This is a genomic window from Sphingomonas sp. Leaf357 (assembly GCF_001423845.1).
In the GTDB taxonomy this organism is placed as follows: domain Bacteria; phylum Pseudomonadota; class Alphaproteobacteria; order Sphingomonadales; family Sphingomonadaceae; genus Sphingomonas.
Genome location: NZ_LMPM01000002.1, coordinates 37,677 through 62,587, shown reverse-complemented (window position 1 = coordinate 62,587; position 24,911 = coordinate 37,677). Strand labels below are relative to the sequence as shown.

Sequence of the window (24,911 nt, the reverse complement as noted above, 5' to 3'; positions counted from 1 at the left end):
TAAAGGGACGATATCGTGCTGTGTTCCTGCGCAATCCCTTCTTTTTCTGCCTCGCGTCTTCGTGTCTTCGTGCGAGCGATACTTCTTCTCCCTTGAGGCGACGTCGGTCGAGGCAGTTGCCAGATTGACGTTGGCTGGTGCTGCGCGTCGTTACGGCGAGCTTCGCGACTGGACCCCGGCCTTCGCCGGGGAACAGGGACGCCCCTTTGCTTGGGCTTCGTTCTGTGGCATCGTTTCGCCATACCCGAAATTCAGATTCGCATAAAAGGATGAGGATTCATGGCTTCCGCCGCCGAACTCGACGCTCCCGTCAACCCCACCGATGCGTTCCGGAAGGAGGCGCGCGACTGGCTTGCGGCGAATTTCCCGCCCGAGCTGAAGGGCAAGGACAATGCGATGTCCGCGATCGACGGGCCGACCGAATTGTCCCCGGCCGAGGCGCAGTGGAAGAAAGCGGTCGGCGAGAAGGGCTGGGGCGTGCCGGCCTGGCCGGCGCAATATGGCGGCGGTGGCCTGGGCAAGGCCGAGGTGCGCGTGCTGCAGGAGGAGATGGCGCGGATCGGCGCGTGGAACCCGATCGGCGGCATGGGCGTGATGATGTTCGGCCCGACTTTGCTAGAATATGGCACCGAGGCGCAGAAGCAGGAGCATATCCCGCCGATCGCACGCGGCGAGATCCGCTGGTGCCAGGGCTATTCGGAGCCGGGCGCGGGATCCGATCTGGCCAGCCTGCAGATGTTCGCCGAGGACAAGGGCGATCACTATCTCGTCAACGGGCAGAAGACCTGGACCAGCGGCGGGCAATGGGCGGACAAATGCTTCGCCCTGGTGCGGACCGACAAGACCAGGAAGCATGAGGGCATCAGCTTCCTGCTGATCGACATGACCTCGCCCGGTGTCGAGGTGAAGCCGATCCGGCTGATCTCGGGCTCGTCGCCGTTCTGCGAGACGTTCTTCACCAATGTCAGCGTGCCGAAGGGCAATCTGGTCGGGCGCGAGGGCGAGGGCTGGACGATCGGCAAGCGGCTGTTGCAGCACGAACGCTCCAGCCTGTCGGGCGGCGGATCGGCGGCGCGGATGTTCGCGGGCAAGCCGATGGGCGCGCTGGCCAGGGAGTATCGCGGCACGGACGAGGCGGGCCGGGTCAACGACAGCGACCTGCGGATGCGGATCGTGCGGCACGAGATGGACAGCCGCGCCTTCGCGCTGACGCTGCGCCGCGCGGCGCTGGAATCGCGCTCCAACCAGGGGCCGTCGGCAGCGACCTCGATCATGAAGAATGTCGGCGCGCGGATCACGCAGGACCGCGCCGAACTGTCGATCGAGATCATGGGGATGAACGGTCTCGGCTGGGAAGGCGAGGGGTTCAGCGAGGACGAGCTGAACCAGACGCGCACCTGGCTGTGGGGCAAGGCGGTGTCGATCTATGGCGGATCGAGCGAGATCCAGAACAACGTGATCGCCAAGCGCATCCTGGGGATGCTGGATCATCAATAGATAGCGTCACCCCGGCGAAGGCCGGGATCTTTATGGGCAGGCGCTGCGCGCGCCTCCTCGATAATCCAGCATGCGCTGGGATGACGAAATTGGGCTGGGGAATTTCACATGGCCGTACTCAACGAAGAACAGACGATGCTGCGCGACATGGCGCGGGAATGGGCGGATAACGAGGCGCCGGTGAGCGCATTTCGCAAGGTGCGCAACGCCGCGCCGACGGAAGGGTACGATACCGCCGCCTGGGCCGAAATGGGCCAGATGGGCTGGGCCGGGATCGTCGTGCCGGAGGAATTCGGCGGATCGGCGTTCGGCTATCTGTCGCTCGGCATGGTGCTGGAGCAATTGGGGCGCAACCTGACCGCGTCGCCCTTGGCCTCGACCGCAGCGGCGGCGGCGGCGATCGCTTTGGGCGGATCGGATACGGCGAAGGCGGAATGGCTGCCGAAGATCGCGGTGGGCGAGGTGGTGGCGACCGTGGCCGTGGACGAAGGCCCGAACCACGATCCGGCGAAGATCGCGACGAGCGTCTCGGACGGGCTGCTGACCGGCACGAAGGAATTCGTCGCCGAGGGCGACAGCGCGCAGCTGTTCGTCGTCGCGGCGGTGGACGGGCTGTATCTCGTATCGGGCGATACCGGCGTGACGCGCTCGACGCGCAAGATGGCGGATTTCCGCAGCCACGCGCAGGTGACATTCGATGGTGCCAAGGCCGAGAAGCTCGGCGGGCCGGACTTGACCGCGAAGGTAATCGATCTCGCCACCGCCGCGCTGTCGGCGGAAATGCTCGGCATGGCGGAGCAGGCGTTTTCGGTGACCAACGATTATCTGAAGACCCGCGTGCAGTTCGGCCAGGCGCTGTCGACCTTCCAGGCGCTGCAGCACCGGATGGCGAAGATGTTCACCGAACTGGAATTGATGCGCTCCGCCGTGGAAGGCGCGCTGGAGGCGATCGATGCCGGGCGCAGCGATACCGACCAGGCGGTGAGCCTGGCCAAGGCGATCGCCAGCGACGCGCTGCATCTGGTCAGCCGCGAGATGGTGCAGCTGCATGGCGGCATCGGCATGACCGACGAGCACGATGCCGGCTTCTATCTGAAGCGCGCCTATGTGCTTGAGACGATGTGGGGAAATGCGGCGTTCCATCGCGAGCGGTTCGCCCGGTTGAACGGTTATTGAGGGCTGATCGAACGAAATTGTCGCCTTCCGTCATCCTTGCCTCCGCAGGGGCGGCGGGGACGTTTGGCCGGATGCCGTCGAGGTTAACGTTACGTCATCCCGGTTTTTAAACCGCGAAACACCCGTTTCGAATGTACGTTCTGGCCGGTTCGGAAGTTTCTCGACTATGCTTTTTAGGCAACACGCCTCCGTAAGTAGCGTTTTGCAACGTTAGTTCCGCTTGACGCGAACGCACTCTGCCTGTCATTTCGAGGATGAGGTACGGAGCCGGTTAGCGCTTCGGCCAATATGGGAGAGAGTGATGCTCAAGAAGCAGTATATGTCGGCGTGCGCCCTTACGGTCCTGGCTCTGGGATTGGCGACGCCGGCATTCGCGCAGGTGGCCCAGCCGACCGCGCCCGCACCGGCCGAAACGCCGGCCGACGATACTTCGGACCAGGGCAATATCGTCGTCACCGCGCAGGGCCGTGCCCAGGCGCTGGCCGACGTGCCGGTCGCCATTTCCGCCGTCTCGGCCGAGACGCTGCAGAATTCCGGCGCGAACGACATCCGCCAGCTGAACCAGGTCGCGCCGTCGCTGCTGGTCTCCTCGACCGGTTCCGAGGCGAACGCCTCGCCGCGTATTCGTGGCATCGGCACGGTCGGCGACAATCCCGGCCTGGAAAGCTCGGTCGCGGTGTTCATCGACGGCGTGTACCGCTCGCGCGCCGGCATCGGCATGAACGATCTGGGTGAGATCGACCGGATCGAAGTGCTGCGCGGGCCGCAGGGCACGCTCGGCGGCCGCAACTCGACCGCCGGTCTGCTCAGCATCATCAGCAAGTCGCCGAGCTTCAGCCGCATCAGCGCCGGCGGCGAGGCGACCTACGGCAATTACAACAACATCCGCCTGGCCGGTAACGTCAACGTGCCGCTGAGCGAGACGATCGCGGCGCGCGTCGATGCGGTCTACAACAAGCGCGACGGCTTCTATTACGATCCGGCCAACAACACCGACGTGAACAACCGCAACCGCTATTTCGTGCGCGGCCAGTTGCTGTTCGAGCCGTCGTCGGACCTGAAGATCCGCCTCATCGCGGATTACACGCATCGCAAGGAAAAGTGCTGCGCGGCGACGTACGTCACGCGCTCGGTCAATCCGTATATCGGCAACCTGAACGATCCGGCGACGCCGCTGACGACCGGGCTGCCCAACGGCAACAACATCGTCAACGTGCTGACGGCACTGGGCCAGCCGCTCGACCGGCTGCAGTCGGCGGGCTATTCGCGCACGATCTCGTCGACCGCCGGGCGTGGGTTCGGCGGCGTCACCAAGGATTACGGCTTTTCGGGCCAGATCGATTATGATTTCGGCGGCGCCAAGCTGACCTCGATCACCGCGTATCGCGACTACAAGTCCGACCAGGGTTCCGACACCGATTACAGCACGGCGGACATCCTGTATCGCAAGGCAGACGGCAATTCGTCGCGTCAGTTCAAGACCTTCACCCAGGAACTTCGCCTGCAGGGCGAGGCCTTCGGCGGCAAGCTCGACTGGCTGGTCGGCGGATTCTTCGCCAACGAAGACCTGACGGTGCACGACAATCTGCGCTTCGGCAGCCAATATGGCCGCTTCGCCACCTGCCGCATCATTTCCGGTGGCGGTCTGGCCGGGCTCTATTCTCCGACCAGCCCCGGCTGCGTCGCCGGCGGCTCCAACGCGCCCGGGATCGGTTCGGCGACCTTGGCCGGTGCCACCGGAACCAGCGGCCCGGACATCGTTGCCGGTTTCAACCTGCTGGATTCGCTCAACGATCTCGGCACGACCAACGACGTCTACAAGCAGAATAGCCGCAGCTACGCCGCGTTCACGCACAATATCATCCACGTCACCGATACGGTCAGCCTGACGCTGGGTGGCCGCTACACGCATGAACGCAAGAAGTTCAACGCGACGTTCGGCAACGACAACACGGTCTGCACGCGGCTCGAATCCTCGCTGACGGACGATCTGACGACGACGACGGCGGGCACCGCCAGCCAGGTCGCGACCGCGCGGGCCTTGGCCGCGGCTTTGATCGGTCTGGGCTGCCAGGGCAATTCGACGGCCGAGTTGAACGGCGTCTCGATCAATTCCAAGCGTAGCGAAAGCAAGTTCACCGGCACGGCGGTGTTGTCGTGGAAGCCGATGGACGACCTGCTCGTCTATGCGAGCTTCGCCCGCGGCTACAAGGCCGGCGGCTTCAATCTCGATCGCTCGGCATTGAAGAACCCGATCCAGATCGTGAACGGCGTGCCGACGGCGACCTTCGCTGCGGCTGGTGGCGCACAGGCTCTGGTCAACAACCTGCAGTTCGATCCGGAGACGGTCAACGCGTTCGAACTGGGGGCGAAATATGCCACCGGTCCGTTCTCGCTCAACATTGCCGCGTTCCGTCAGAACTTCAGCAATTTCCAGCTGAACACGTTCAACGGCACGGTCTTCCTGGTGCAGAACATCAACGGGTGCAGCGACAGCCTGAACGGCGGCGATCGCGACCAGAGCAAGTTCGCCGGGGCGACCAATTACAACGCCGCCGCCGCGACGACCGGCGCGTGCGCCGCGAGCAGCGTGGGCTATGGCGTGCGGGCGCAGGGCGTCGAGCTGGAAGCGTCGCTGGTGCCGGCGCGCGACTTCCGCGTCTCGCTGGGTGCGACGTTCACCGACACGAAGTATCGCAACAATCTGGTCGGCAACTCGGCCGGCGCTCCGCTCGATCAGGCGCTCCGCCTGTTGCCCGGACAGCGCCTGTCGAACTCCGCCGGGATCGTCGCGACGACGTCGGTGTCGTTCACGCCGGAGATCGGCGATAGCGGGCTCTCGGCCTTGTTCTACGTCGATGGCCGCCTGACCAGCGACTACAATACCGGTTCCGATCTGTTCCCGCAAAAGGCGCAGGACGGCTACGCGCTGTTCAACGCCCGCGTGGGCCTGCGCGGCAAGGATCAGGTGTGGGCGATCGAGTTCTGGGGCCAGAACATCTTCAACAAGAACTATGCCCAGGTCGCGTTCAACTCGCCGTTCCAGGAAGGTGCCGCGACGGCCGCCTTCCAGGATCCGCAATATCCGGGTGGCCGCCAGCTGTTCTCGCAGTTCCTCGCCGAGCCGCGTACCTACGGCATCACGCTGCGGGGCAAGTTCTGATCGCCAGCAACACAATGTTACCGGCGGACATGCCGGAATGAAGTGACTGACAGCCCCTCGTCCGACATGAAGGACGGGGGGCTTTTTTTTGAGGCCTGCGATGATCTTTGATCCCGGATTCATGTGTGGTGACGCGCAGCCTGCATTTCAACGCTCCGTCACCCCGGACTTGATCCGGGGTCCAGCTTTCTTCGAGCGGGGGCCTCGGTGGCAAAGAAGCGGGACCCCGGGTCAAGCCCGGGGTGACGGCAATGGGATTGGGCGCGCCTGTTTCCTCTCTAAGATGACAGAGGAGCCATCATGACCCTCGCCGCGAGCCATCCCGAGATCGCCGATACGCTGGCGCTGAAGCGTCGCACGCTGACGCTCGCCTTGCTGACGATGGTGTATTTCTTCAGCTATATGGACCGGCAGATCCTCTCGATCCTGGTCGAGCTGATCAAGGCGGACCTGAAGCTGTCCGACACGCAGATGGGGATGCTGGGCGGGCTGGCCTTCGCGGTCTTCTATGCCGGGCTGGGCATTCCGGTGGCGCGCTTCGCCGATCGCTCGAACCGGCGCAACATCATCGCGGTGTCGCTGGCGCTATGGAGCCTGATGACGGCGCTGTGCGGGCTGGCCCAGAATTTCGTGCAATTGCTGCTCGCGCGGATCGGCGTCGGGGTGGGCGAGGCCGGATCGAGCCCGCCATCGCATTCGATCATCGCCGATCTCTATCCGGTCGAGAAACGGGCGAGCGCGATGGCGATCTATTCGCTCGGCGTCGTGCTGGGCGGCGGGTTCGGCACGATGCTGGGGGGGGCGCTGGCCAGCCATTACGGCTGGCGCGTGGCGATCATCGCGATCGGCATTCCCGGGATCGTGCTCGCGCTGGTCGTGCGGATGTTCGTGATCGAGCCGCGACGGGGATTGTCCGACGCGGCGCGCGCGGTGGATAGTGCCGCAGGATCGGGGGAACTGCCCGGCATCTGGTCCGCCTTTTCCGATATGTGGCGCGACGCGGCAGCGCGGCACCTGGTGCTGGCGGTCACGCTGACCTCGCTGATCGGCTATGCGACGACCTATTGGGGGCCGAGCTATCTGCAGCGCTCGCTGGGCTTTTCGGTCGGCCAAGTGGCGTTGATCGTCGCGCCGATCGCGGCGGTGCTGGGCACGGTATCGGGCGTCGGCGGCGGGCGCGTGGCGGACTGGGCGGCGAAACGCTGGGGCATCCACGCGCAAAGCTGGATGGTCGGGCTGCTGAAATGCGCGGCCCTGCCGTTCACCCTGATCTTCTTCACCACCCATATCCCGGCGGTGGCGATCGCGGTCTATGCCTGCAACATGCTGTTCGCCAATTCGTATCTCGGGCCGACCTTCGCGATGCTGCAGGGTCTGGCCCCCTTGCGGATGCGGGCGATGTGGGCGGCGATCACGTTGCTGGTGATCAACCTGGTCGGGCTTGGGCTGGGGCCGACGTCGATCGGGCTGCTCAGCGACGCGCTGGTGCCGTATGTGGGCAAGGCGGAATCGCTGCGCTGGGCGCTGGTCGTCGCGGTGGCGGCGACGCCCTGGGCGATCTTCCATTACTGGCGCGCTGGCGTGATCCTGAAGCGGCGGCAGGAACTGGTGACGCCGAAGTAGATGACGGGGGGAGCGTGACGCTCTAGGCTGACGCCTATGTCCAAGAAATCCACCGGCCTTCCATCGCGCGACCAGATCATCGATTTCATCTCCACCTCGGCCACGCCGGCGGGCAAGCGCGAGATCGCCAAGGCGTTCGGGCTGACCGCGCAGGAGAAGATCGGGCTCAAGGCGCTGCTGAAGGACATGGCCGACGAGGGGCTGATCGACAGCGCGGGTGCGCGGGCGTTCCACAAGATGGGCGGGGTGCCACGCGTGACGGTGCTGCGCATCGCCGATGTCGATGACGGCGGCAACGTGTGGGCGGTGCCGGAGAATTGGCACGCCGAGACGCCGCCGCCGAAACTGCGCGTGCGCGAGAAGGGCCGGCGCGGCGCGCTGGGGATCGGCGACCGGATCCTGGCACGCACCGAGGAAGCGGGCGCGGGCTGGATCGCGCATCCGATGAAGGCGCTGGCCAAGGGCGAGGAACTGGTGCTCGGCGTGCTGCGGCAGGAGGGCGGCAAATTGTGGCTGACCGGCGTCGAGAAGCGCGACCGTAGCGAATATCTGGTGGCCGATGCCGGCGGGGCCGAGGCGGGCGATCTGGTGCTGGCGGAGAAAGGTGGGCGGCCGCCGCGCATCACCGTGCGCGTGACGGAAGTGCTGGGCGATCCGTTCGCGCCGCGCAGCTTTTCGCTGATCGCGATCCACAAATTGGGCATACCCACGGTGTTCTCGCCCGAGACGCTGGCCGAGGCGACGCGGATGGCGGCGCTGCCGCTGGGCGACGACCGCGAGGACCTGCGCGACGTGCCGATCGTGGCGATCGATCCGGCGGATGCGCGCGATCACGACGACGCGGTCTGGGCGGCGGAGGATGACGACCCCGCGAACGAGGGCGGATGGAAGGCGATCGTCGCGATCGCCGATGTGAGCTTCTATGTGCGGCCCGGCTCCGATCTGGATCGCGAGGCGCGGCGGCGGGGCAATTCGGTGTATTTCCCGGATCGGGTCGTACCGATGTTGCCAGAGATCCTGTCGGCGGACGTGTGCTCGCTGAAGGAGGGCGTCGATCGCGCGGCCCTGGCGTGTCACCTGCGCGTGGGCAAGAACGGCGAGGTGAAGAGCTGGCGGTTCACGCGGGCGGTGGTGCGGCTGGCGGCGAATATCGCGTATGAGGATGCGCAGGCGGCGATCGACGCTTCTGGCTCCCCTCCCGCTTCGCGGGAGGGGCTGGGGGAGGGCCAGTCTGAAGAGACGGCTCTTGCGGACATGCCCTCCCCTAACCCCTCCCGCAAGCGGGAGGGGGATTTGCTGCCGATGCTCCAGCCCCTCTGGGCCTGCTGGCGTGCGCTGTACAAAGCGCGGGAGAAGCGCGGGCCGCTCGATCTGGACTTGCCCGAGCGCCGCGTGGTGCTGGACGAGAAGGGGCGGATCATGTCGGTCGCGCCACGCGAGCGGCTGGATTCGATGCGGCTGATCGAGGATTACATGATCGCGGCGAACGTCGCGGCGGCCAAGGCGCTGGAAAGCCGCAAGGCACCGGTCATGTACCGCGTGCACGAACCGCCGAGCCGCGAGAAACTGGTCGCGCTGAAGGATTATCTGAAGACGTTCGGCGTGGAATTCGCGCTCGGGCAGGTGGTCCAGCCGCGCACCTTCAATCACATTCTCGACCGCGTAGGGGAGGCGGATTTCCGGCAGCAGATCATGGAACAGGTGCTGCGGACCCAGACCCAGGCCTATTATGCCCCGGCCAATCTCGGGCATTTCGGGCTGGCGTTGGGCAGCTATGGGCATTTCACGTCACCCATTCGCCGCTATGCCGATCTGATCGTGCATCGTTCGCTCGTCAGCGCCTTCAAGCTCGGGCCGGGCGGGCTGACCGACGGCGAGGCGGCGGGGATGGAGCGGATCGGCGAGGGCATCTCCGCGCTGGAACGCCGCGCGATGGAGGCCGAGCGCGATACGATCGACCGCTATGTCGCCGCGTTCCTGGCCGAACGGGTCGGCGACGTGGTGGACGCGCGGATCACCGGCGTGACCAATTTCGGCTTCTTCGCGACGGTCGAGGGGATCGGCGGCGACGGGTTGATGCCGGTGCGCGATATCGGCGGGGAATATTTCCGCTTCGACGAGAAGGCGCGGACCTTGGTCGGCGAGCATTCGGGCACGACCTTCGCCAGCGGGCAGCGGCTGCAATTGCGGCTGGCGGAGGCGAACCCGGTGTCGGGCGGGCTGCGCTTCGAGATGGTCGACGGGAAAGCGGACCGGCCGGACCGCGAGCGCGGCGTGACCCCGGCGCGGGTCATCAAGCGGCGCGGGCGGCCGGCGAATATCCGGCATCAGGGCAAGAAGCGCTGAATGTCGCGATAACATCTCGACAGCCTCGTTTCCGAGTGTATTATGTAGATAGCACACAAAGGAGGGTCGGATGATCGGGATGGTGATGGCCGCAGCGGCGGCGGCGGCAACGGCAGGGGCCACGCCGCCCGCGCCGGTGCAGGTGATGGTGCTCGGCAGCTATCATTTCGACAATCCCGGTCGCGACGTCGTCAATGTGAAGGCCGACGATGTCAGGACGCCGAAACGGCAGCGCGAACTGGCGGCGCTGGCCGAGGCGATCGCGACGTTCAAGCCGACGCGGGTGATGGTCGAGCGGCAGCGGCCCGGCCCGGCCTACGACGTCAAGGAATATGCCGCCTTCACGCCGGCGGTGCTGGGCAAGGACCCGGACGAGACCGTGCAGCTGGGCTTTCGCATCGCCGCCCGCGCCGGTCTGAAATCCGTGCAGGGGATCGACGAGCAGCCGCAGGGCGACGAGCCGGACTATTTCCCGTTCGACAAGGTGCAGGCCTATGCCAAGGACAAGGGCGAAGAGGCGAAGCTGGATGCGGTGTTTGCGCCGCTGAAGACGGCGGCCAAGGCGGCCGAAGCGCGCATGGCCACGCAGACGATCCCGCAATTGCTCGTCCCCTATAACGACGAGGCGTCGCCGATGGCGGGGCAGCAGGTGTCCTATGGCATGCTGGCGTTCGGCGACGGCGACAGGCAGCCGGGCGCGGACCTCAACGCGATGTGGTATCTGCGCAATGCCAAGATCTTCGCCAAGCTGATGAACGTCGCCACGCCGGGGGATCGCGTGCTCGTGGTGTATGGCGCTGGGCACGGATATTGGCTGCGACACTTCGCGGCGACGGTGCCGGGTTATGTATCGGTGGATGTGAAACCGTATCTGAAGCGCGCGGCCGCCGCGGTGCGGTGAAGGGGCGGCCTTTTCTAAGCCCCTTCCCTGAAGGGGAGGGGCTCAAGTTTTTCAGGCGGCGGTGAACGTCAGCCCGGCATGCTCGATCAGGCGTTTGCGCAACGGCACGCCCATCAGCGCCCCGGGGGTCCAGATGCCGCCGTCGCCCTCTACGTCGTTGACCAGACACAAAGCCGCCTCGGCGATCATCTTGCTGGTCGAGCCATAGCCCGGGTCGCGGTCGCCGGTCACGACGGCGTCGATGCGCTCGCCGCCGGGCATCTCGCCGATGAACAGCAGGTCGTAGAAGCCGTTGTCGCGTTCCTCCTTCGAGGGGCCTTCGCCGGGCTTCGGGCCTTTGTCGCTCGCCATCGGATTGATCCGGGCGATCGCTTCGGCGGCGGCCTTGCCCATGTCGCCGAGACCGGGGGCGACCATCATCTCGTCATAGACGAAGTCGCTGCCGTACGCCTGCCCGAGCAGGAAGTTGGTGCGGTGGACGTTCTTGGTGTTGATCGGTGCCATGATGAACGGCGCGACCCAGGCCCCGATCGTGCTATCATATTCGGGCAGCATGCCCTTGGGCTGGCTCGGCCCGTCGAAGCCGGGGGTGAGCGCGAACGGGTTGATCAGCAGGCCGAGGATGCTCGGTTCGCGCGCGGCGGCGGCGAGCGTCGCCTTCAGGCTGGCCGCGGTGCCGCCGGAAAAGGTGCCCCGCATCTTGCGCACGCGGCCCTTCACGCGCGGGGCGGGGTGGCCGAACTTGGCTTTGGCCGCCTCCTGCAGCGTCAGCACGCCGAGGTCGAACGGGATGGAATCGAAGCCGCAGCTGAACACGATCCGCGCGCCGGTGCGCCTGGCGGTCTCGTGGTGCGCGTCGATCATGTGCCGCATCCAGGCCGGCTCGCCGCACAGATCGACATAGGCGGTGCCGGTTTCGGCGCAGGCGGCAACGAGATCGTTGCCGTACAGCTGGTAGGGGCCGACGGTGGTGAGGACGACGGCGGTGCGCTCGCACATCGTCTTCAGGGAGGCGGGGTCGTCGCTGTTGGCGACGATCAGCGGCGTGTCGGCCGGCGCGCCGATCTCGTCGCGCACCTCCTGCAACTTGGTCAGCGAGCGACCGGCCATCGCCCAGCGCGGGGCATTCCGGGCGAGGAGATATTCGGCGACGAGGCGGCCGGTGAAGCCGGTGGCGCCGTAGACGATGATGTCGAAGTCTTTTGCCATGGTCTCTCTCCTGTCGGGCGATCCTACGCCCTCCGTTTGTCCTGCGAAAGCGGGATCGGTGTCTGCCGCCGCAGGCTTTCGAAGAAGAAGGGGGACTCGCACGAAGACACGAAGACACGAAGACACGAAGAGGAGAGAGAAAAAAGAGGGCTAACCGCAGATCTCCTTTTTGCGTCTTCGTGTCTTCGTGCGAGTCAAATCCTCTTGATTGCTCCGCGTTGGGAAGAAGCGGGATCCCCGCCTTCGCGGGGATGACGTGGGGCGGTGGGGAGGTCAGGCGGCTTCGTTGAACTGCAGGCTGGCGAGACGGGCGTAGAGGCCGTTCTGGCCGATCAGATTGGCATGATTGCCGCTTTCGACGATGCGGCCGTCGCTCATCACGATGATGCGCTGCGCCGCGCGGACGGTGGCGAGGCGGTGGGCGATGACGATCGTGGTGCGGGTCGACATCAGCCGTTCGAGCGCCTGTTGCACGAGGCGTTCGCTCTCCGCGTCGAGCGCGCTGGTCGCTTCGTCGAGCAGCAGGATCGGCGCATCGCGGAGCAGAGCGCGGGCGATGGCGACGCGCTGGCGCTGGCCGCCGGACAGGCGTGCGCCGCCTTCGCCGAGGAAGGTATCCAGGCCGTCGGGCAGTTTGCGCAGGAATTCGGCGGCGTTGGCGGCCTCGGCGGCGGCCCAGAGTTCGTCGTCGCCCGCCTCCCATTTGCCGTAGCGCAGATTGTCGCGCGCCGAGGCACCGAAGATCACGGTCTCCTGCGGCACCATCGCGATGCGGCGGCGGATCTCCGCCGGATCGGCATCGCGCAACGCCACGCCGTCGAGGCGGATCTCGCCGTCAGCGGGATCGTAGAACCGCTGGATCAGCTGGAACAGTGTCGTCTTGCCAGCACCCGAGGGCCCGACGACCGCGACCGTCTCGCCCGGCGCGATGTCGAGCGAGAAATCGTGCAGCGCCGGCATGTCGAGCCGCGTGGGATAAAGGAATTCGACATGATCGAAGGTGAGGCTGCCGCGTGGCGGATCGGGCATGGCGACGGGATGCGCGGGCGGCGCGATCTCGGGCCGTTCGGCGAGCAATTGCGCCAGGCGGCTGGCGGCACCGGCGCCGCGCAGCAGGTCGCCATACACTTCCGTCAGCGCGCCGAATGCGCCGGCCACGATCCCGCCGGTGAGCACGAAGGCGGCGATCGATCCGCCGCTAATCCGGCCCGCCGCGACGTCCACCGCGCCTTCCCACAATACGAGCGTTATCGACCCGAAGATCAGGCCGATGACGATCGCGGTCATGACGGCACGCAGCGCGATGCGGCGGCGGGCGGCGGAGAAGGTGGCGGCGACCGCATCGGAGAAGCGCTTGGCCTCGCGACTTTCCTGCCCGAACGCCTGGACGATCTTCATCGCGCCCAGCGTCTCGACCGCGATCGATCCGACATCGGCGACGCGGTCCTGCGACTGACGCGACTGGTTGCGCACGCGGCGGCCGAGCAGGGCCATCGGCAGGATGATGACCGGGATGCCGAGCATCAGCATGCCGGCGAGCTTGGGCGAGATCGCAAACAGGTAGATCAGCCCGCCGACGCCGGTGAAGCTGTTGCGCAGCGCGACCGAGACGGTGGTGCCGACGACCTGTTCGATCAGTGTGGTATCGGAGGTGAGGCGCGATGCGATCTCCGACGGGCGGTTCTCCTCGAAGAAGCGCGGCGTCAGCGTCAGCAGGTGCGCCTGTACCGAGGTGCGGATGTCCGCGACGACGCGCTCGCCCAGCCACGACACGTAATAGAAGCGCACTGCCGTCGCCAGCGCGAGGACGACGACGATCATCAGCAGATAATGGAACGAGGAATCGACCGACCCGTCCTGGCCGGGGCCGAAGCCGCGATCGATCACGCGCTTGAAGCCGTAGGGTATGCCGATCGTCGCCGCCGAGGTGAAGATCAACGCGAGCCCGGCGGTGGCGATCTGGCGCGGATATCGGCGCGCGTGCCGCCACACCATCGCGAGATCGCCGAGACGGCGTTTCGGCGCGGGGTCCGCCGGAGCCGAGGCTGGCGGAGTCGGGATCGGGGGCATGTCGGACATCGCGCGCAGCGCTAGCAGGGTGGGGGCGGTCCCTCAACGGGCCATGGAGCGCATGGTGTGTTGCTCCTTTGTGTCATTGTAACCTTTGCCCGTTAGGCGTATTGCTGCACGTGCGAGAAGATCGAATTTCAAAGTTTGGGTATGCAATGCTGTATAACGCCTACGAAATGCAGAAATCCATGCTGGCCGGTGCCAGCGCCATGGCCGATTTCAGCGCGGGGTGGCTGAGCAATCCGGCCAATCCGCTCTCTTATCTCGGCGGCGGAACGGTGCTGGCCTCCGCGCTGGAGGTGTTCGCGCATGCGGCCGCGCCGCGCGGCAAGCCGGCGTTCGGGCTGAACCGCACGATCATCGACGGCAAGGAGGTCGCGGTCGAGGAGGAGATCGTGCTGCGCAAGCCTTTCGGTCAACTGAAGCGGTTCAAGCGTAAGGGCATGACCGGCGGGCCGAAGCTGCTGATCGTGGCGCCGATGTCCGGCCATTACGCGACGCTGCTGCGTGGGACGGTCGAGCGGATGCTGCCGGTGGCGGACGTGTACATCACCGACTGGCGCGATGCGAAGCAGGTGCCGCTGTCGGACGGGACGTTCGACCTGGACGATTATGTCGATTACGTGATCGAGTTCCTCGACACGATCGGCAAGGGCGGCGACGGCGATGCGAAGGGCAAGCGCCCGCATATGCTGGCGGTCTGCCAGCCGTCGGTGCCGTGCTACGCCGCCGCCTGCGTGATGAGCGCGGACAAGCATCCGCATCGCCCCGCGACGCTGACGATGATGGGCGGGCCGGTGGATACGCGCGAGGCGCCGACCGCCGTCAACACGCTGGCGACCGAGCGGCCGCATTCCTGGTTCTCGCAGAACGTGATCGCGACGATCCCGGCGACCTATCCGGGGGCCGGACGTCGGGTCTATCCCGGCTTCCTGCAACTGGCCGGTTTCATGTCGATGAATCTCGGCAACCACATGATGTCGCATTACGAGATGTTCAAACACCTCGTGCAGGGCGACGAGGACAGCGCCGATCTGTCGAAGGATTTCTACGAGGAATATCGCTCGGTCTGCGACATGACGGCGGAGTTCTACCTGCAGACGATCGACGTGGTGTTCCAGAATCATGCGCTGCCGAAGGGCACGATGCAGCATCGCGGCCGCACGGTCGATCCGGCGGCGATCACCGATATCGGCATCCTCGCGATCGAGGGCGAGAAGGACGATATCTCGGGTCTCGGCCAGACCAAGGCGGCGCTTACCATCGCCACCAAGCTGCCGGCGGCGAAGAAGAAATATTACATGGCCGAAGGGGCCGGCCATTACGGCATCTTCAATGGCAGCCGCTGGCGCGACAAGATCGCGCCAGTGGTGGTCAAGTGGATGGCGGATAACGCTGCCTGAAGGGTGGGGGGTATGCTCGCCGCCTGAGTGCGAGGCCGCTCCCCGTTCGAAGGTCGTGACCTCCGGAAACGTCGTCACCCCAGCGCAGGCTGGGGTCTCCGCGGGGTGGGCGTGACGCCCGACGCTTGAGACCCCAGCCTGCGCTGGTGTGACGTACTTGTGTTTGGGGTTGTTATTGGGGGCGGTTACGTCGCGGTCGTATCGACCTTGGCGTGGCTGCCCGCCTCGCTCGGCTTGATCGTGCCACCGAACAGCATCTTCAGCTTGCCGGTGAGCGACACGTCGGCCTCCCACAATTCCGCGCTGGCGATGTCAAAGCGCAGCAGCGCGAGGTTGGGATCGTCCTTGCCGCCCGGAAACCAGGCCTCGACCTGCTTGTTCCAGAGCTTATCGACCATCGCGAAATCATTGTCGATGCGCGCCGTGCCGCTGAGGCAGGCGAAGAAATCGTGGCCCTTCGACACGAACTGCGCCATCGCATCGCCGCCGCCGGCGAGGCGATTGTCCTTGCCGATGAAGAAGAACAACGTGTCGACCTGATCCTTGTCGAGCTGTGCGGTCAGCGGCTCGCTATGCTGGCCATCGGTCAGGCCGACCATGACGAACGGGCTGGCGGACATCTTGTCCCACAGGGTCTGCTTGATCTCTTTCGTGTCGGCCATCGTCATGCTCCTCGATCGGTTCGGGAGGGTAACGCGCCGGAGGCAAAGGGTTTCCGTCCAGTTGCGCGAGCGCAGTTCGCTCGGCAGAAAAGAGGGCGGCGGCGTTCCTGCCGCCAAACAGAAAGGATGACCTATGACGGTTGCCGATCTGTGCCTGATCCTGGGCGTACTCTTTGCCTTCGCGACCCTGGTCGTGAAGATCATCGAAGTGTCGCGCAAGGATTGAGGCACACGGGCGGGGCGCGGTCTGACAGCTGCGCCCCAAACGTCGGTGCCGCAGAAACATTTGAGCCCCGGTCGCTGACACAACCGGGGCTCACAGAAAGGCGCCTATGACATCGCCTACCCAATACATATCGTATCGGGGTTAAATTTCAAGAATGCCTCACAGCACCTCGAACAGACCGGCCGCACCCATGCCGCCGCCCACGCACATCGTGACGACGACATGCTTCGCGCCGCGACGCTTGCCTTCGATCAGCGCGTGGCCGGTCGCGCGCGCGCCGGTCATGCCGTAAGGGTGGCCGATCGAGATCGCGCCGCCCGAGACGTTGAGCAGCTCGTCCGGGATACCGAGCTTGTCGCGGCAATACAGGACCTGCACGGCGAACGCCTCGTTGAGTTCCCACAGGCCGATATCGTCCATCTTGAGACCGAAACGCTTCAGCAGCAGCGGGATCGCGACGACCGGGCCGATGCCCATCTCGTCCGGCTCGGTGCCGCCGACAGCCATGCCGATATAGCGGCCGAGCGGCTGCAGGCCACGCTTCGAGGCGACCGACTCCTCCATCAGCACGCTGGCCGACGACCCGTCCGACAGCTGGCTGGCATTGCCGGCGGTGATCGTGAAGTCCGGGCCCATCACGGGCTTGAGCGACTTCAGGCCTTCCAGCGTGGTGTCGGCGCGATTGCCTTCGTCCTTGGCGAGGGTAACCTCCTTGTAGGAGACCGCCTTCGTCTCCTTGTCGACGATCGCCATATTGGCGGTGACCGGCACGATCTCCTTGTCGTAATAGCCGGCGGCCTGGGCGGCGGCGGTGCGCTGCTGCGACTGGAGCGCATATTCGTCCATCACGTCGCGGCTGATATTGTAGCGCTTGGCGACGACTTCGGCGGTCTGCAACATCGGCATGTAGACGTCGCGGTGCATCGCGATCAGCTCGGGATCGGGCGCGACGCGCATCTGCGGGGTCTGGACGAGGCTGATGCTCTCCACGCCGCCACCGATGGTGATGTCCATATTGTCGGTGACGATCTGCTTGGCGGCGGTGGCGATCGCCATCAGGCCCGATGCGCACTGCCGATCGACCGACATGCCGCTGACCGTGACCGGCAGGCCGGCGCGCAGCAGCGAGGTGCGCGCGATGTTGCCGGCCTGATGGCCCTGTTGCAGCGCGCAGCCGAACACGACGTCGTCGACTTCGCCACCCTCGATCCCGGCGCGCTCGACGGCGGCCTTGATCGCGTGCGACGCCAGCGTCGGGGAGGGCGTGTTGTTGAACGCGCCGCGATAGGCACGGCCGATCGGGGTGCGGGCGGTGGAGACGATGACGGCTGAACGCATGGAGAACTTCCTTACTACTCCCTCCCCTTCAGGGGAGGGCTGGGGTGGGGGAGTGGGATGCGGCCGACCGTAATTACTTGCGGCACGGCCCCACCCCGACCCCTCCCCTGAAGGGGAGGGGCTTTAATAAGCTCAGACGAAAATCTGGCTGATCCATTCGGCGATCATCGCGGGCTTTTCGGCACCTTCGATCTCGACCGAGAATTCGTTGGTCTGCTGCCACTGGCCGGGCTTCTTCTCGTCGAACGACAGCAGCTTGAAACGGCCGCGAACCTTGCTGCCCGAGCGGACCGGGGTGAGGAAGCGAACTTTGTTGCCGCCGTAATTCACGCCCATCTTGACGCCATCGATCGTCACCGGATCGATGATCTTGGACGACAATAGCGGCATCAGCGAGAGCGTGAGGAAACCGTGCGCGATCGTGCCGCCAAACGGGGTCATCGCGGCCATTGCCGGATTGACGTGGATGAACTGGTGATCGCCGGTCGCCTCGGCGAACTTGTCGATCATCTCCTGGCTCACTTCGACCCATTCGGAGACGCTTTCCTTGCCGATGCGGCCGGCCATTTCCTGTGCGGTGATCGTCGTCACGGTGCGCTTCCTCGAAAAGATGTTGCGCTGCGCAAATGGCACCACGGCCGGCGCGACGCAAGCCTGCAACCGACCCGATGCTGGAAGTGGACGCTTTCCGTAGGGGGAGGATAGCGAACCCGACATTCAAAAAGTTCCGGGAATCGCGGAAAAATTATTGCGTGGTGCTGCAGAGGACACAAAGGAGGAAGTGGGTTTCACGCGAAGGCGTGAAGGCGCGAAGGCGCGAAGCGCAAGAGTGGTCCGCTCGCGCGAGAGCTCGAATGTCCCTCGTGCAGCCTGACCTTGTTTCCGTATTCTTCGCGGCTTCGCGAACCGATTTCTTCGCGTCTTCGCGTCTTCGCGCCTTAGCGTGAAAAATTCTGGCGTTCAGATCATCCGTCCACCGCGGAGCGGTCGGTCGACTTCTCGCGCGGGGCAGGCGGAGGCCCGTCGTTGCGGGGCCTTTCCGGCTGCGCCGGCGCGTGGCTCTCATATGGCAGGATCATGCGGCCGTCGGGCGCGGCGGTAAACGCGGTCTGGGTGGGATAGGCGAACTCGATTCCTTCCGCGTTGAAGCGGCGGATGATCGCCAGACCGACCGTGTGGCGCGCATCGAAGAAATCCTGGAATGCGGCATTCTCCGAATCGAACTCGACGTCGAAATCGTAGCTGCTCGCGCCGAACTGGAAGAAGCCCGCGCGTACGAACTTCAGGCCGCAGCGTTCGATCTCCTCCTTCAGGATGTCATGGACGCGGTCCATCACCTCGACCGGGGTCCACTGGACGAGGCCGAGCGTGAACTTGATGCGGCGATAGTTGCGCCGCGTGTTGTTCATGATCTCTTTGTCGAGCAGGTTCTTGTTGGCGATGATCAACTCTTCGCCGTTCGTCGCGCGGATGCGGGTCGATTTTAGGCCGATCGCTTCGACCGAACCGGCCGACGAACCGAAGGTGATCGCGTCGCCGCGCCGGAACGGCCGGTCGAAGATGATCGCCAGCGCGGCGAACAGATCGTCGAAGATGCCCTTGGCGGCGAGACCGATCGCGATGCCGCCGACGCCGAGCCCGGCGACGAGGCCCGTCACGTTCACACCGAGATTGTCGAGCACGACGATCAGCGCGATCGCGAACAAGGCGAAGGTAACGAGCAGGCGGATGATGCCCATCGCGCTGCCCAGCGCCTCGCCGGAATAGTTTTCCGACATCGTGCGATGTTCGATCGCGCCGAGGATGATCTCGCGCGCCCAGATCGCCGCCTGGAAGACGGCGGCGATGGTGAACAGGAAGGTGATCGTGGTGGCGACCTGCGCCGGCGCGCCGGCATAACCCGCCACCAGCTTGATCGCGACCATCAGCATGAAGAAATTGCCGGTGCGCGAGATCGCGCGGCCGAACACGGTGCCCCATCCCGCCGGACTCGCGCTGTCCCGGCACAGGCGGTCGCCGAGCTTGCGCCCGGCGTGGAGCGCGAGGAAAATGCCGGTGCCGATCGCGCCGGCGATGATGATCTGCAGCCAGTGCGTGTGCATCCAGGCGTAGCTGACATGGAACAGGCTCTGCGCCTGCGTGCCGAGATCGGCGGCGGGGATGATCGGCTCGGCGGCCGTTTTGTTGGTCATTCGAACTCTCAGGCGGCCTTGGCGGTGTGCCCCGGCTTAGCATGGTCGAGGAAAGCGATCAGCCCTCGTTCGGCCCGCGACAGATATTGGGTCTTGCGCGGTAGCGTCAGACCCTGGCGGAATTTGGTCTGCCCTTGTTTCACGAGTGCGATGAGCGCGGGATGAACATAGGATTTGCGCGCGATCGCCGGGGTGTTGCCCAGCGCCTCGGTGACGGGTTCGAGCATCGATTTCAGGCCGAGATCGTGATCCGCCGTTGCGATCGCCTCGAACGCGATGGCGCTCGCGCTCCAGGTGCGGAAATGCTTGGCGGTGTAATCGTCGCCCATCGCCTCCCGGATATATTCGTTGACGTCGGAAGAGGTGACCGGGTGGCACCCGCCGTCCGCGTCCACCCAGCTGAACAGGTGCTGGCAGTTGAGGTCGGAGCATTTCTTGACGAAGCGGCTGAGCGATCCGTCGGTGATCGTCAGCATGCGCAATTTGCCGGATTTCGCCTTGTACTGAAGCTTCAGCGTCTGGCCGCTGAGCTTGGCGTGGCGCTTGCGCAGCGTGGTCGCGCCGTAGGACTTGTTCTCCTTGACATAGCCCTCGTTGCCGATGCGGACATGGCCGAGATCGAGCAGGCGGACGATCGCGGCGACCGCGGCATCCTTGCCGAGCCCGCGCCGCTTGAGATCCTTGTCCACCCGGGCGCGCAGCTTCGGCAGATCGCGGCCGAACGCGGCGCACAGATCGTATTTCGCGGTTTCCTGCCTCTCGCGGAATTGCAGGTGGTAGCGATATTGCTTGCGGCCCTTCTCGTCCCAGCCGACCGCCTGGATATGGCCGTTCGGCTTGGGGCAGAACCACGCGTCGCGATAGGCCGGTGGCAGGCCGATCGCATTCAGCCGGTCGATCTCGTCGCGATCGGTGATGCGGTCGCCGTTGGGGCTGAAATAGCCCCAGCCATGGGACATCTTCTTGCGCGTGATGCCGGGGTCGGAATCGTCGTGGTAGATGATCTTCATCAGGCGTCCTCGTCAGACCCCTGAAAATGCGCGGCTCGTCGCTTCGTTCCGGAACAGGGCGGCGCGGCGTGGGTTCGGGCTGCTCTCTCCCACGCATAAGGAACTCGTTTCATGGCCGATTCTTCGCAAGCGCACGTCCTGATCCTCGCCACCGACGGCTTCGAGCAGGCGGAATTGTTCGATCCGCGCCAGGCATTGCTCGATGCCGGCGTGAAGGTGACCCTGGCGTCGATCAAGACCGATCCGATCCAGGGCATGCAGCATGACGAGAAGGGCAATACGATCACGCCCGACCTGACGCTGGATGACGTCGACAGCGACGATTACACCGCGCTGCTGCTGCCCGGCGGCGTCGCCAACCCCGATGCGCTGCGCATGGAGGAGCGCGCGGTGGAGATCGTGCAGGAGTTCGTCGACGACGGGAAGACGGTGGCGGCGATCTGCCACGCGCCGTGGCTGCTGATCGAGGCGGACGTGGTGGACGGCGTGCGCATGACGAGCTGGCCATCGGTGCGCACCGATCTGGCCAATGCCGGCGCGGACGTGGTGGACGAGGAGGTCGTGACCGACGGCCAGTTCATCACCAGTCGCAAGCCCGACGATATCCCGGCGTTCAGCAAGGCCCTGATCGCCGCCTTGCAGACGGAACCGGTCGCCGCCTAACCGGTGGCTTAACGGGTCAGGGACGGCCTCGGCTTGCGGATGCGCAGGTCGAGGCCGTTGATCCAGCGTTGCGCCGGGCGTTCGACGAGATGGTAGAGCGCGATCGAACTGCCGAGGACGAGCGCCAAGTACAACGCGATAAGCAGCGGGTGGATGGCGTGCGCGTCGTCCACCAGCACAAGCTTGAACGCGACGAACAGCATGAAATGGCCGAGATAGGTCGCGTACGAAATCTCGCCGAGGTAGTGGAGCGCGAGCGTATCCAGCGGATTGCGCCGCATGCCCGACGTTAGGGCAAGCGCCAGCAAGAGCGCTCCGAACAGCAGCGGTACGGCGAGCGGTTCGGGCAGGACCGTATCCCACGATAACGCCAGGATGACGGCGACCGCGGCGGACAGTGCGGCCGGACGGGCAGGGCGGTCCCTGAAGCGCAACCACAGGGCGCAGATCGCGGTCCCGGCAGCGAATTCGATCAGGCAGCGGATCAGGCCGAAGCGGGCGATGTCATAGCCGAGCGATGCCTGACCTGACCTCGCGAACACCGCATCGAGGATAAGCGCCAAGGCGACCAGCGCGATCACGATCGCCCAGCTCGGCACGCGGCGCCAGTCGATCGCCAGCGTCAGCCACGGAAACAGCAGATACGCGCCGAGTTCGGCACTGATCGACCAGCTCGGGTCGTTCCACGCCAGCCGATCGGTGAAGCCCCAGTTCTGCAGCAACAGCACGTGCAGCGGCAGCAGATCGAACGGATATTTCGCGGCGTCGTGCCGCCCGGTGGCGAGCAGCAGCAGGGCGAGCGCGACCGTGCCGCCGAGGACGAACAGATGCAGCGGCCAGATCCGCGCGATCCGCTTGCGCAGGAACCCCGGCACGGCGGAAAATCCGCCGGCGCGCAGCTTCTCGTTCCAGCTGAGCCAGATGACGAAGCCCGAGAGCAGGAAGAAGAAGTCGACCGCGAGATAGCCCTTGGCGAATACGGCGACCCACGCCGCCGGCAATCCGGCCACCGACAGGCGAATGTGATAGAGTACGACGAACCACGCCGCGATGCCGCGCACGCTGGTCAGCGCGCGGAGTTCGGGCTTGCCACTCACGCCGGCACCGCTTCCGGCGCAGCTTCCGGCATGGGGCGGCGGGCCTTGCGCATCGGGCGGAAGCTCGTCTCCTTGCGCTTGCGGGCCAGATACGTGTCGAGCCCGATCTGCGCGCCGAGCAGCATGTAGATGAACGGCTGAAACGCGATCGCGATGAACGTCGCGCCGAGCAGGTAGCAGAGCTGCGCCGCCTGCAGCGCACCGGCGAGCGGCGCGACCCATTCCTTGCCCTCATCCGGCCTGCGGTAGCGGCGGCGGATCACCTCCATGCGGAACAGGCCGATCACGTTGATCATCAGCCACATGATCAGTCCCGGGAAACCCTGTTCGCCCAAAGTCTCGAAATAGGCGCTGTGGAACGCGCGCGCCTTGTCGACCAGCACCTTGTGGACCATCCGCTGCTGTCCGTCGTCGCCGCGCTCCAGCATGTCGGTGTCGTAGCGGATCTGGTTCTGGCGATACATCTCGAATCCGCCGCCCAGCGGGTGATCCTGCGCATACTCCCAAGTCCACTTCCACACCGCGAGGCGGGTGGAGGCGGATTCGTCGCCCTTGTAGGTCTGGATCGTGTTCATGCGGTTGGTGAAGGTGCTGGGCAGGAACGGCACCGCCACCACGCCGGCCATCGCCAACACGCCGAGATACAGCAGCTTGCGCTTCGTATCGCGGAACATCAGCACCGCGAGCAGGCCGATGCACAGCAGGCCGGTACGCGTCGAGGTGCCGACCGGGATCAGCAGACAGGCGAAGACCAGGCCGTAGCAGAAGCTTTTCACCTTCCAGTCGGGCGGGAAGACCGTGCCGTATCGGCTGAACCACAGGATCAGCGGGATGATCGCGATCGCCACGGTGCTGATCGTGCTGCCCTCGTACAGGCCGGAATTGTTGGCGACCATCAGGTCGAGCTGGCCGTATCCGCCGCCGCCGGACGCGATCGTCTTGATCCCGCCGACCATGATGATCGAGGACGCGGCGAGGATCATGAACAGCAGCAGCGATTCGATCCTGAGCCGCGTGCGCAGCGTGAGCGGCAGGAAGGCGGCGAAGGCCAGGGCCTTCCACACCCAATCCCATTTGTCGCGCGCCTCGACCGGGAAATCGGCGGTCAGCGTGGTGATGTAGCAATAGACCAGCAGCAGCACGATCAGCAGCTGGCGCGGCGCGACCCGGCTGTCCGCCTTCTTGTCCGTCAGCACCCACCCGCCGACCGCCAGGCCGACCGCGATCAGCGAGATCGGCACCGAGTTGAGCAGCACATAGGTCAGGCGTTGCGGGCTGACGATGTCGATATAGACATAGGACAGGACGAAGATGAATGGCCGCTTGAAACCGCACGCGAAGAACGCGGCCAGGAACGCGACGAAGACGAGATCACGCACGCGGATCGCCCTTCTTCGGCTTCGGCTTCGGCGCGGGCGGGGTCGCGGAATCGTCGTCGAGATCGGGCCGCTTGAGCAGCAGCCACGCGGCCAGCAGCATCAGGCCGTGGCTGATGGCAAGCGCGAGGTTGTCGATCATAAGCGGCCCAAATTCCCATATCCCGTCCGTGCTGAACCTGTCGAAGCACTGCCCTTCTTTCGACGGTCGAGAAGAAGGGCGGTACTTCGACAGGCTCAGCACGGACGGCTATTGGGGTCGTTTTAAGCGCACCGGGTTGACGGCCCGTTAAACACGGCCAAAGCGCCTGGAGTCGTTAAGCGTAACTTGACGCGCTACGCTTTTTCGATTAGTCGGGCGCAATGGAAATCGCCTCGATCCGTCACAGGGAGTTGGAGAAGTTTTTCCTCACCGGACGATCTCGCGGTCTCGATTCCCGCTTCGTCGCACGGATTGCGAAAATGCTGACGTTTCTGGTCGCGATCGATGCGGTCGAGGAGTTACGCGTTCCACCAAACTATGGCGCGCACCTGTTGACCGGCGACCGGGCAGGCGTCTGGGCGCTCACCGTGTCCAAGAATTGGCGCATGACGTTCAGCGTCGATGATGAGGATGCAATCGTCGATCTCGATCTGGAGGATTATCACTGATGGCGCTCAAGCTTCACCCTTCGCTTCTCTCGCATCCAGGCGACTGGCTGCGCACCGAGATCGTGGAACCTCACGGCCTGAACGTCACCGAACTGGCGGCGCATTTCGGCGTCTCGCGCCCGACGATGAGCAAGTTGATGAACGGCCGACAGGATTTGAGCGCGGACATGGCGATCCGGTTCGAAAAGGCGTTCGGCATCAGTGCCGATACGCTGATGCGGATGCAGACGGCCTACGATCTGGCCCAGGCGCGGGCGCACCAACAGGATATCGTGGTGAAGCGTCTGAACATGGCGGCCTGATCTTCG

General features: G+C 65.2%; 20 protein-coding genes. 10 read left to right on the top strand and 10 right to left on the bottom strand.

What is annotated here, in order from left to right; genetic code table 11:
* Window positions 1-279: 279 nt before the first annotated feature.
* The 6 genes from ASG11_RS13270 to ASG11_RS13245 all read left to right on the top strand — a co-directional run bounded on the left by ASG11_RS13270 (window position 280) and on the right by ASG11_RS13245 (window position 10,706).
* Complete coding sequence (locus ASG11_RS13270) at window positions 280-1,497, top strand: acyl-CoA dehydrogenase family protein (protein ID WP_055781008.1); 1,218 nt, start codon at window positions 280-282, stop codon at window positions 1,495-1,497.
* 108 nt (window positions 1,498-1,605) lie between these two features.
* Window positions 1,606-2,673: an acyl-CoA dehydrogenase family protein gene (locus ASG11_RS13265; RefSeq protein WP_055781005.1), complete on the top strand. Its 1,068-nt coding sequence runs from the start codon at window positions 1,606-1,608 to the stop codon at window positions 2,671-2,673.
* A gap of 301 nt (window positions 2,674-2,974) precedes the next feature.
* The gene (locus ASG11_RS13260) at window positions 2,975-5,836 is read left to right on the top strand and encodes a TonB-dependent receptor (protein ID WP_055781002.1); all 2,862 of its coding nucleotides are present in this window, start codon (window positions 2,975-2,977) and stop codon (window positions 5,834-5,836) included.
* Window positions 5,837-6,136: 300 nt separating this feature from the next.
* Window positions 6,137-7,459, top strand: a complete 1,323-nt coding sequence (locus ASG11_RS13255) for a spinster family MFS transporter (protein ID WP_055780998.1) — start codon at window positions 6,137-6,139, stop codon at window positions 7,457-7,459.
* Window positions 7,460-7,495: 36 nt separating this feature from the next.
* Window positions 7,496-9,805, top strand: a complete 2,310-nt coding sequence (locus tag ASG11_RS13250) for a ribonuclease R family protein (RefSeq protein ID WP_055780995.1) — start codon at window positions 7,496-7,498, stop codon at window positions 9,803-9,805.
* Between the two features lie 70 nt (window positions 9,806-9,875).
* Window positions 9,876-10,706 (top strand): DUF5694 domain-containing protein, encoded by an 831-nt coding sequence (locus ASG11_RS13245; protein WP_055780992.1) that lies wholly within the window; start codon window positions 9,876-9,878, stop codon window positions 10,704-10,706.
* A gap of 51 nt (window positions 10,707-10,757) precedes the next feature.
* Here the strand turns inward: ASG11_RS13245 and ASG11_RS13240 are convergent, their stop codons facing one another.
* Entirely contained in the window at window positions 10,758-11,915 is a 1,158-nt protein-coding gene (locus tag ASG11_RS13240) for a saccharopine dehydrogenase family protein (RefSeq protein ID WP_055780989.1), read from the bottom strand.
* Window positions 11,916-12,188: 273 nt separating this feature from the next.
* Window positions 12,189-13,985, bottom strand: coding sequence for an ABC transporter transmembrane domain-containing protein (locus ASG11_RS13235; protein WP_236697561.1), 1,797 nt, complete (start codon window positions 13,983-13,985; stop codon window positions 12,189-12,191).
* A gap of 155 nt (window positions 13,986-14,140) precedes the next feature.
* Here ASG11_RS13235 and ASG11_RS13230 point away from each other — a divergent pair, with 155 nt between their 5' ends.
* Window positions 14,141-15,388 carry a polyhydroxyalkanoate depolymerase gene (locus tag ASG11_RS13230; RefSeq protein ID WP_055780984.1) on the top strand — a complete coding sequence of 416 codons (1,248 nt, stop codon included), beginning with the start codon at window positions 14,141-14,143 and terminating at the stop codon, window positions 15,386-15,388.
* 185 nt (window positions 15,389-15,573) lie between these two features.
* On the opposite strand, the gene ASG11_RS13225 is transcribed toward ASG11_RS13230, so the two are convergent.
* The 5 genes from ASG11_RS13225 to ASG11_RS13205 all read right to left on the bottom strand — a co-directional run bounded on the left by ASG11_RS13225 (window position 15,574) and on the right by ASG11_RS13205 (window position 20,816).
* The gene (locus ASG11_RS13225) at window positions 15,574-16,050 is read right to left on the bottom strand and encodes a pyridoxamine 5'-phosphate oxidase family protein (protein ID WP_055782665.1); all 477 of its coding nucleotides are present in this window, start codon (window positions 16,048-16,050) and stop codon (window positions 15,574-15,576) included.
* 385 nt (window positions 16,051-16,435) lie between these two features.
* Window positions 16,436-17,614, bottom strand: a complete 1,179-nt coding sequence (locus tag ASG11_RS13220; protein ID WP_055780981.1) for an acetyl-CoA C-acyltransferase — start codon at window positions 17,612-17,614, stop codon at window positions 16,436-16,438.
* A gap of 132 nt (window positions 17,615-17,746) precedes the next feature.
* The gene (locus tag ASG11_RS13215) at window positions 17,747-18,181 is read right to left on the bottom strand and encodes a MaoC family dehydratase (protein ID WP_055782662.1); all 435 of its coding nucleotides are present in this window, start codon (window positions 18,179-18,181) and stop codon (window positions 17,747-17,749) included.
* Window positions 18,182-18,579: 398 nt separating this feature from the next.
* Window positions 18,580-19,806 (bottom strand): mechanosensitive ion channel family protein, encoded by a 1,227-nt coding sequence (locus ASG11_RS13210; protein WP_055780978.1) that lies wholly within the window; start codon window positions 19,804-19,806, stop codon window positions 18,580-18,582.
* A gap of 8 nt (window positions 19,807-19,814) precedes the next feature.
* On the bottom strand, window positions 19,815-20,816 hold the full coding sequence (locus ASG11_RS13205) for a DNA topoisomerase IB (RefSeq protein ID WP_055780975.1): 1,002 nt from the start codon (window positions 20,814-20,816) through the stop codon (window positions 19,815-19,817).
* Between the two features lie 111 nt (window positions 20,817-20,927).
* Between ASG11_RS13205 and ASG11_RS13200 the strand changes: the two genes are divergently transcribed.
* Complete coding sequence (locus ASG11_RS13200) at window positions 20,928-21,479, top strand: type 1 glutamine amidotransferase domain-containing protein (protein WP_055780972.1); 552 nt, start codon at window positions 20,928-20,930, stop codon at window positions 21,477-21,479.
* Between the two features lie 8 nt (window positions 21,480-21,487).
* Here the strand turns inward: ASG11_RS13200 and ASG11_RS13195 are convergent, their stop codons facing one another.
* Genes ASG11_RS13195 through ASG11_RS19020 form a run of 3 tightly spaced genes read right to left on the bottom strand, consistent with a single transcriptional unit; the run spans window position 21,488 to window position 24,094 of the window.
* Window positions 21,488-22,576, bottom strand: coding sequence for an acyltransferase family protein (locus ASG11_RS13195; protein WP_055780969.1), 1,089 nt, complete (start codon window positions 22,574-22,576; stop codon window positions 21,488-21,490).
* Window positions 22,573-23,955: a putative O-glycosylation ligase, exosortase A system-associated gene (locus ASG11_RS13190; protein WP_055780966.1), complete on the bottom strand. Its 1,383-nt coding sequence runs from the start codon at window positions 23,953-23,955 to the stop codon at window positions 22,573-22,575. Before ASG11_RS13190 ends, ASG11_RS13195 begins: the two co-directional genes overlap by 4 nt.
* A complete protein-coding gene (locus ASG11_RS19020; RefSeq protein WP_168371744.1) occupies window positions 23,948-24,094 on the bottom strand; it encodes a hypothetical protein in 147 nt (48 codons plus the stop codon). Before ASG11_RS19020 ends, ASG11_RS13190 begins: the two co-directional genes overlap by 8 nt.
* 221 nt (window positions 24,095-24,315) lie before the next feature.
* On the opposite strand from ASG11_RS19020, the gene ASG11_RS13185 reads away from it, so the two are divergent.
* Both ASG11_RS13185 and ASG11_RS13180 read left to right on the top strand, forming a co-directional pair.
* Entirely contained in the window at window positions 24,316-24,603 is a 288-nt protein-coding gene (locus ASG11_RS13185; RefSeq protein ID WP_055780963.1) for a type II toxin-antitoxin system RelE/ParE family toxin, read from the top strand.
* Window positions 24,603-24,905 carry a HigA family addiction module antitoxin gene (locus tag ASG11_RS13180; RefSeq protein ID WP_055780960.1) on the top strand — a complete coding sequence of 101 codons (303 nt, stop codon included), beginning with the start codon at window positions 24,603-24,605 and terminating at the stop codon, window positions 24,903-24,905. The genes ASG11_RS13185 and ASG11_RS13180 overlap by 1 nt, the downstream gene beginning before the upstream one ends.
* Window positions 24,906-24,911: the final 6 nt, after the last annotated feature.

What these genes read in the sequence shown, in the direction of transcription:
- ASG11_RS13270 (WP_055781008.1), top strand. Translation starts at nt 280, where the DNA reads ATGGCTTCCGCCGCCGAACTCGACGCTCCCGTCAACCCCACCGATGCG.
- ASG11_RS13265 (WP_055781005.1), top strand. Translation starts at nt 1,606, where the DNA reads ATGGCCGTACTCAACGAAGAACAGACGATGCTGCGCGACATGGCGCGG.
- ASG11_RS13260 (WP_055781002.1), top strand. Translation starts at nt 2,975, where the DNA reads ATGCTCAAGAAGCAGTATATGTCGGCGTGCGCCCTTACGGTCCTGGCT.
- ASG11_RS13255 (WP_055780998.1), top strand. Translation starts at nt 6,137, where the DNA reads ATGACCCTCGCCGCGAGCCATCCCGAGATCGCCGATACGCTGGCGCTG.
- ASG11_RS13250 (WP_055780995.1), top strand. Translation starts at nt 7,496, where the DNA reads ATGTCCAAGAAATCCACCGGCCTTCCATCGCGCGACCAGATCATCGAT.
- ASG11_RS13245 (WP_055780992.1), top strand. Translation starts at nt 9,876, where the DNA reads ATGATCGGGATGGTGATGGCCGCAGCGGCGGCGGCGGCAACGGCAGGG.
- ASG11_RS13240 (WP_055780989.1), bottom strand. Translation starts at nt 11,915, where the DNA reads ATGGCAAAAGACTTCGACATCATCGTCTACGGCGCCACCGGCTTCACC.
- ASG11_RS13235 (WP_236697561.1), bottom strand. Translation starts at nt 13,985, where the DNA reads ATGCCCCCGATCCCGACTCCGCCAGCCTCGGCTCCGGCGGACCCCGCG.
- ASG11_RS13230 (WP_055780984.1), top strand. Translation starts at nt 14,141, where the DNA reads ATGCTGTATAACGCCTACGAAATGCAGAAATCCATGCTGGCCGGTGCC.
- ASG11_RS13225 (WP_055782665.1), bottom strand. Translation starts at nt 16,050, where the DNA reads ATGGCCGACACGAAAGAGATCAAGCAGACCCTGTGGGACAAGATGTCC.
- ASG11_RS13220 (WP_055780981.1), bottom strand. Translation starts at nt 17,614, where the DNA reads ATGCGTTCAGCCGTCATCGTCTCCACCGCCCGCACCCCGATCGGCCGT.
- ASG11_RS13215 (WP_055782662.1), bottom strand. Translation starts at nt 18,181, where the DNA reads ATGGCCGGCCGCATCGGCAAGGAAAGCGTCTCCGAATGGGTCGAAGTG.
- ASG11_RS13210 (WP_055780978.1), bottom strand. Translation starts at nt 19,806, where the DNA reads ATGACCAACAAAACGGCCGCCGAGCCGATCATCCCCGCCGCCGATCTC.
- ASG11_RS13205 (WP_055780975.1), bottom strand. Translation starts at nt 20,816, where the DNA reads ATGAAGATCATCTACCACGACGATTCCGACCCCGGCATCACGCGCAAG.
- ASG11_RS13200 (WP_055780972.1), top strand. Translation starts at nt 20,928, where the DNA reads ATGGCCGATTCTTCGCAAGCGCACGTCCTGATCCTCGCCACCGACGGC.
- ASG11_RS19020 (WP_168371744.1), bottom strand. Translation starts at nt 24,094, where the DNA reads ATGATCGACAACCTCGCGCTTGCCATCAGCCACGGCCTGATGCTGCTG.
- ASG11_RS13185 (WP_055780963.1), top strand. Translation starts at nt 24,316, where the DNA reads ATGGAAATCGCCTCGATCCGTCACAGGGAGTTGGAGAAGTTTTTCCTC.
- ASG11_RS13180 (WP_055780960.1), top strand. Translation starts at nt 24,603, where the DNA reads ATGGCGCTCAAGCTTCACCCTTCGCTTCTCTCGCATCCAGGCGACTGG.